Raw genomic sequence first — 5782 nt, forward strand, 5'->3', positions numbered from 1 at the left:
TGGTGCTGGGCGCGCGCGTCGGCGTGTTCGGCGCCACACTGGCCGGCACGCTGGTGGCGGCGCGCGTCATCGTGCACGACGACAGCGTGCCGGCGATCGCGAGCTTCGCGCTGGTCGGCGCGGTGCAGGAGCTCGATGCGGCGGCGCGCAGCTTCCGGATCCGCAACACGCCGGTGGTGTTCGACGATGGCACCACGTTCAGCGGCGGGGTCGAACACCACCGGCGTGTTGCGGATCCGGAAGCTGCGCGCCGCCGCATCGAGCTCCTGCACCGCGCCGACCAGCGCGAAGCTCGCGATCGCCGGCACGCTGTCGTCGTGCACGATGACGCGCGCCGCCACCAGCGTGCCGGCCAGTGTGGCGCCGAACACGCCGACGCGCGCGCCCAGCACCACCTTGGCCTCGTCGCCATCGAAGTGCGCACCGACGGCGTCCACCGCGATGCCGTTCACCTTGAAGCTGCGCGAGCTGACGATCTCGGTCACCGTGCCCTCGACGCGCGCCACCGGGTGGTCGGCGAGCATCAGGTCGGCGGTGCGCACCGAGGTGGCGGCCAGTTGCGCGTTGTCCGGCAGCAGCCGCACGCTGAGGAAATCGCCGATGTCCGCCGGCGGCACCGCGTTGCCGGCCACGCTGCCGACACCGATCACCTCGCTGCCCAGTGTCAGGCTCGGGGCCTGCGGATCGCGCGCCGCGACCACGCCGCGGATCTTGTAGAACGACGCATCGGGCAGTTGCTCGACCCGCGTGGCCGCGTACTGGCGCGTCAGCGGGTCGTACTGCGAATACACCTGCACCGTCATGCCCGGCACCAGCGCGCTGAAGCCGCCGGTCAGGCTGCCGTCGTACAGCGTGCGCGCGCCGACGATCACCGTCTGGCCGAGCACGACGAAGCTGCCGCCGACCGCATCGACCGATGCCACCGGGCCGACCAGGTCGCTGACGACGCGGATCGCCAGCGCCGTCGAGGTGGCCTGCGTGCCGCTGGTGTCGAGCGTGCCGCCCTCGACGATCACCGTCATGCCGAGCTTCAGCTGGTCCTTCGTGAGCAGCGCGCCCTGCTCGTCGCGGATCTCGGCGCTGTCGTCGTCGAAGCGCACGTCGTTGACGAAGATCGAGCCGAGCCCGCTGATCGGGCCGGACGCGATGATGCCGGTGCCGCCGCTGTCGACGCCGCCGCCGCAACCGGCCAGGTGGGTGATCAGCAGCGCGGCGGCCAGGAGCCCCGCGGTCAGGCGGCGGCGGCGCGAGTGGCTCGAGGGGCGGTTGTTCACGATGGGTCGGGCTCGTCGGGTGAAGGGGCTGCCGCCGCGGGCGCGTCGGCATGGAAGGTGTACAGGCCGATGCGCGCCCGGCGCAGCGGCGGGTCGCCGGCCTGGTGCGCGCGCTCGTCGGCGTCGATCATGTCGGTGAGCTGCGGCACCAGGGCGGCCATCAGCCCGCGCCATTGCTCGGTGACCAGCCCGCGCAGCTGCGCGACCGAGTCGGCACTGAGGCCGTCGGCGAACAGCGCCTGCTCGAAGTGGGGCGGCTTCTCGCCGGCGCTGCCGGCCGCGAGGTTGGCGACCGCGGCCGCCAGGTGGTCGCCGACGTTGTGGCCGACGAAGCCGAGCAGGCGCGACTGGTCGGCGCTCGGCACGAAGGAATCGCGCTCCAGTGTCACGGTGTCGGTCACCGGGTCGAAGCTCGCGAGGCCGAGCCGGCACAGCTCCTCGAGCAGGCTGCGCGGGTGCACGTCGCGCGTCACCGAGCGCGCCAGCTCCTCGAAGCTTGGCGCCTTGCCCTGGCGCGGCAGCGCCTTCGGCCGGCCGTCCTTGTCCTGCAGGCGCCGGCTGCCCATCCACTTCGTGAAGACCTGGGTGGCCGGCGAGCTGCGCGCGGGCACCTCGGCCGGCGGGGCGTGCGTGATGCGCGTCACCTCGCGGCGCGTCAGGCCGGTGGTGGTGCTGATGCGGCTGATGTCGCGGCTCGCCTGCGCGCCGGAATGCGCCTCGCGCGCGGCGGCGACCAGCGATCGCTTCAGCGCCTCGGCCAGCAGCGGGAAGCCGTGGCCCCGGTCGAGACACAGCTGCGCCAGCGGCAGCAGCAACCGCTCGAGCGCCTGCTGGAAGGCGGCCTCGGTGTCGTCCGGCGTCGTCATGGCTTCAATGTGCAACATGCACATTTGATCACGCTTTCGCAATCCCCGGTTTCCCGGGGCTTGTCATCGTGTGTCATGGAATCTACAGTGAATGTGCTAATTGCACATTTGCACATTCACTGGAAAAGCTTCGATGAACACCTTCTTCACCCGCCGGGCCATGGCGGCAGCGACCCTGCTTGCAACACTGGTGGCCGCCGTGGCGCTGCCCGGCTGCGGCGGTGGCTCCGGCGACGACGGCGGCGGGACCGGCCGGGTGCGCCTGGTCAACGCGACGACCGACTACGCGGCGCTCGATTTCTACGCCAACGATGTGCTGCAGACCAAGGACACCGCGTCGTTCACCGCCGGCGCGTACTCGCCGGAGATCGGCGCCGGCACGGTGACGATGGCGCTGAAGCGCAGCGGCTCGGCCTCCACCGCCGTGAGCGTGAGCCGCACGGTGGCCGGGAACGGCAACCACACGCTGGTGGCCTACAGCACCGAGACCTCGCTGCGCGCGATGTACCTGAACGACGCCGAAGCGGCGCCGGCAGCGGGCCAGGCGAAGCTGCGCCTGTTCAACGGCGCGGTCGAGGCCGGCGCGCTCGACCTCTACGTGTTCCCGGCCGATGCCAGCCTGGCCGACCAGAGCGCGGCGCTTTCCGCGATCCCGACTGACACGCTGAGCGTCTACAAGGAGTTCGTGAAGGGCGCGTGGCGCATCGTCGTGACGGGCGCCGGCAACAAGGCCGACGTGCGGCTGGACCTGCCGTCGGTGACCTTGGCCGACCAGCAGATCGTCACGCTGGTGGCCACCGCCACGCCGGGCGGCGTGCTGGTGCACGGCCTGCTGCTGAACCAGCGCGCCGAAGCGGTGGCGCAGAAGAACACGCTGGCCCGCGTGCGCGTGGTGGCGGGCGTGGCGGCCGGTGGCGCGGTCTCGGTGCAGGCGAACGGCGTCGCGCTGGCGAGCGGCATCACGTCGCCGGCGATCGTGCCGTACACGACGATGCCGGCCGGTGCGGTGACCGGCGAACTGCGCGTGAATGGTGGGACCGCCATCGCGCTGCCGGCGTTCACCGCGCAACCCGGTGCCGACGTGACGCTGATGGTGCTGGGCACGGCGGCCGCGCCGAGCGCCTTCGTGCTGCAGGACAACAACAAGCCGGCCGGCGCCGGCAACGCGAAGCTGCGCCTGGTGCACGGCGTGAACGGCCTGGGCGGCAACGCGACGCTGACCGCCGACTACGGCCTGGTCGCGAGCGACATCCCGTTCGGCCAGGCGTCGGTGAGCGCGAGCCTCGTGGTCGGCAACCCGATCCGGCTGGAAGTGACTTCGCCGGCCTCGGCCGCGCGCTTGTTCCTCAACGACGAGGCCAACCTGCAGGCGACCAAGGTCTACACGGTGTTCATGCTCGGTGACGCCGCCGCACCGGTCGGGACGCTGGTGCGCGATCGCTGAGCCCAGTGCGACAGCGGCTGTCGCCATCCGGTGACAGCCAAAAAGTCGTTGCGCGACAGGCACTTGGCGAAGACGCTGGGTTGCGCTGTCGCTGCATGGCGACAAAAACACCGGTCCGGACGACCGTTTGAGCGTCAGATACGGGCAAACCCTTTGTTACTCGCGGCAAGTCGTTGATAGCAAACGACTTTTTCTGCTGGCACGCGCGTTGCGCTGTCATGGCATCGCAGCCGTTTTCACGGCCTTGTTTTGCCAGACAGGAACCTCGTTTTGTCCGTTGCCCGCCGTCTCCCCGCGTTCTTCGCCCCCGCCATTCGCCGATCCGCGACAGGGGTGCGCGCGCTGCTGCTGCTCAGCCTCGCCGGCCTGGCCCACCAGGCCCATGCCTTCGGCTTCGACGATGTCGCCGAGCGTGCCCGCCAGGCGGCCACCCGCGCCTACGCGCCGGTCACGGTCAAGCTGCCCGATGAGCTGAAGAACCTCGACTACGACCAGTACCGCGACATTCGCTTCAACCCGCAGAAGGCGTTGTGGCACCGCGAGAACCTGCCGTTCGAGCTGGCCTTCTTCCACCTCGGCAAGTTCCAGACGCAGCCGGTGTCGATCAACGAGATCGCGCCGGATGGCCGCGTCAACCACATCGCGTTCGACCGCAACGACTTCGACTACGGCAAGAACAAGCTGACGCAGAAGGGCTGGGGCGACCTCGGTTTTGCCGGCTTCCGCGTGCACTACGCGCTGAACAACCCGGCCTACAAGGACGAGCTGGTCGTCTTCCTCGGTGCGAGCTACCTGCGCGCACTCGGCAAGGGCCAGCACTACGGCATGTCGGCGCGCGGGCTGGGCATCGACACCGTCGGCGGCAGCGGCGAGGAGTTCCCGCGCTTCAGCGAGTTCTGGATCGAGCGCCCGGCGCCGCAGGCGACCACGCTGGTGATCCACGCACTGCTCGATTCGCCGCGCGCGACCGGGGCGTACCGCATCACGCTGCGCCCCGGGGAAGAAACAGCCATCGACGTGCAGGCCCGCCTGTTCCTGCGCGCCGGTGTCGCGACGCTCGGCTTGACGCCGCTGACCAGCATGTTCGCGCACGGCGAGAACCAGCCGAAGGCCGGCGACTTCCGCCCCGAGGTGCACGACTCCGACGGCCTGATGCTGGCCACGGGCGACGGCAAGGGCGGCGGCGAATGGCTGTGGCGCCCGCTGGTCAACCCGAACCGCACGCTGGTGACCTCGTTCTCGATGGCCGAGCTGAAGGGCTTCGGCCTGATGCAGCGCGACCACGCCTACACCAGCTACGAAGACACCGAGGCGCAGTACGAGCATCGCCCGAGCGTGTGGGTCACGCCGCAAGGCAAGTGGGGCCCGGGCCGTGTCGAGCTGCTGCAGCTGCACACGCCGGACGAGACTGACGACAACGTCGTCGCCTACTGGGTGCCGGACAGCGTGCCGGCGCCGGGCCAGCCGATCGATTTCTCTTACCGCATGCAGTGGCAAGGCGAGCGCCAGCAGCGCCCGCCGGCCGGCTGGACGGTGCAGACCCGGCGCGGCCACGGTTTCGTCGACCGCAAGACGGTGCTGGATCCGCGCGAGGTGCAGTACGTCGTCGACTTCGACGGCCCCGCACTGCGGGCACTGCCGGCCGATGCGACGGTGAAGGCCGTCGTCAGCGCCGGCAGCAACGCAAAGATCGTCGAACGCAACGCCTATCGCAACCCGGCGACCGGCACCTGGCGCATGACCGTGCGCGTCAACCGCCTCCAGCTCTCGCAACCCGCCGAGCTGCGAGCCTTTCTCCAAACCGGCGACAACGCCTTGACCGAAACATGGACCACGATCATTCAACCCGAGTGAGCGCCGACCGATCCGCACCGGGCGCCAGCATGCCGCGCATGAACCGCGGCTCGATGGTGGCTCAGCCGTGGCGTGGTTTCACGCGCAGCCTGGGCGACCTGCTGGTCGGCTCGCTGGCCGGCCTGGGGCGCCTCGTTCAACCCGGCGCACGCGCCGTCGCGGCTGAGCCGCCGGCGGCCCCCGAAGCCTGGGAGCTGGCTGCCAAGGCGCGCCGCCGCGTGCTGCTCGGCCTGGTCGCGTTGTCGGCCGCCGGTGCCACCGCGCTGCTGGCCACCGTGCTGCCGCAGCACGAGAGCGCCTGGCTGCGCAACCTGCAGATCGGCCTGTACGCGCTGCTGTTCGCC

General features: G+C 70.6%; 4 protein-coding genes and 1 pseudogene. 3 read left to right on the forward strand and 2 right to left on the reverse strand.

Annotated features, from left to right (window positions below; all coding sequences use genetic code 11):
- Together AC1D15_RS15585 and AC1D15_RS15590 are read right to left on the reverse strand one after the other, a co-directional pair.
- Positions 1–1274: DUF5666 domain-containing protein (locus tag AC1D15_RS15585; protein ID WP_477826682.1), on the reverse strand; the 1274-nt coding region annotated here is incomplete at its 3' end.
- A complete protein-coding gene (locus tag AC1D15_RS15590; protein WP_477826683.1) occupies positions 1271–2140 on the reverse strand; it encodes a DUF6502 family protein in 870 nt (289 codons plus the stop codon). The genes AC1D15_RS15585 and AC1D15_RS15590, both read right to left, overlap by 4 nt.
- A gap of 133 nt (positions 2141–2273) precedes the next feature.
- Here AC1D15_RS15590 and AC1D15_RS15595 point away from each other — a divergent pair, with 133 nt between their 5' ends.
- The 3 genes and pseudogenes from AC1D15_RS15595 to AC1D15_RS15605 form a co-directional block, all read left to right on the forward strand.
- Positions 2274–3584 (forward strand): DUF4397 domain-containing protein, encoded by a 1311-nt coding sequence (locus AC1D15_RS15595; protein WP_477826684.1) that lies wholly within the window; start codon positions 2274–2276, stop codon positions 3582–3584.
- 333 nt (positions 3585–3917) lie between these two features.
- The gene (locus AC1D15_RS15600; protein WP_477826685.1) at positions 3918–5438 is read left to right on the forward strand and encodes a glucan biosynthesis protein G; all 1521 of its coding nucleotides are present in this window, start codon (positions 3918–3920) and stop codon (positions 5436–5438) included.
- Positions 5435–5782 (forward strand): annotated as a pseudogene (locus AC1D15_RS15605) (glucans biosynthesis glucosyltransferase MdoH); the annotation flags it as partial. The gene AC1D15_RS15600 and the pseudogene AC1D15_RS15605, both read left to right, overlap by 4 nt.

This window comes from Rhizobacter sp. P2_H2, assembly GCF_056403375.1.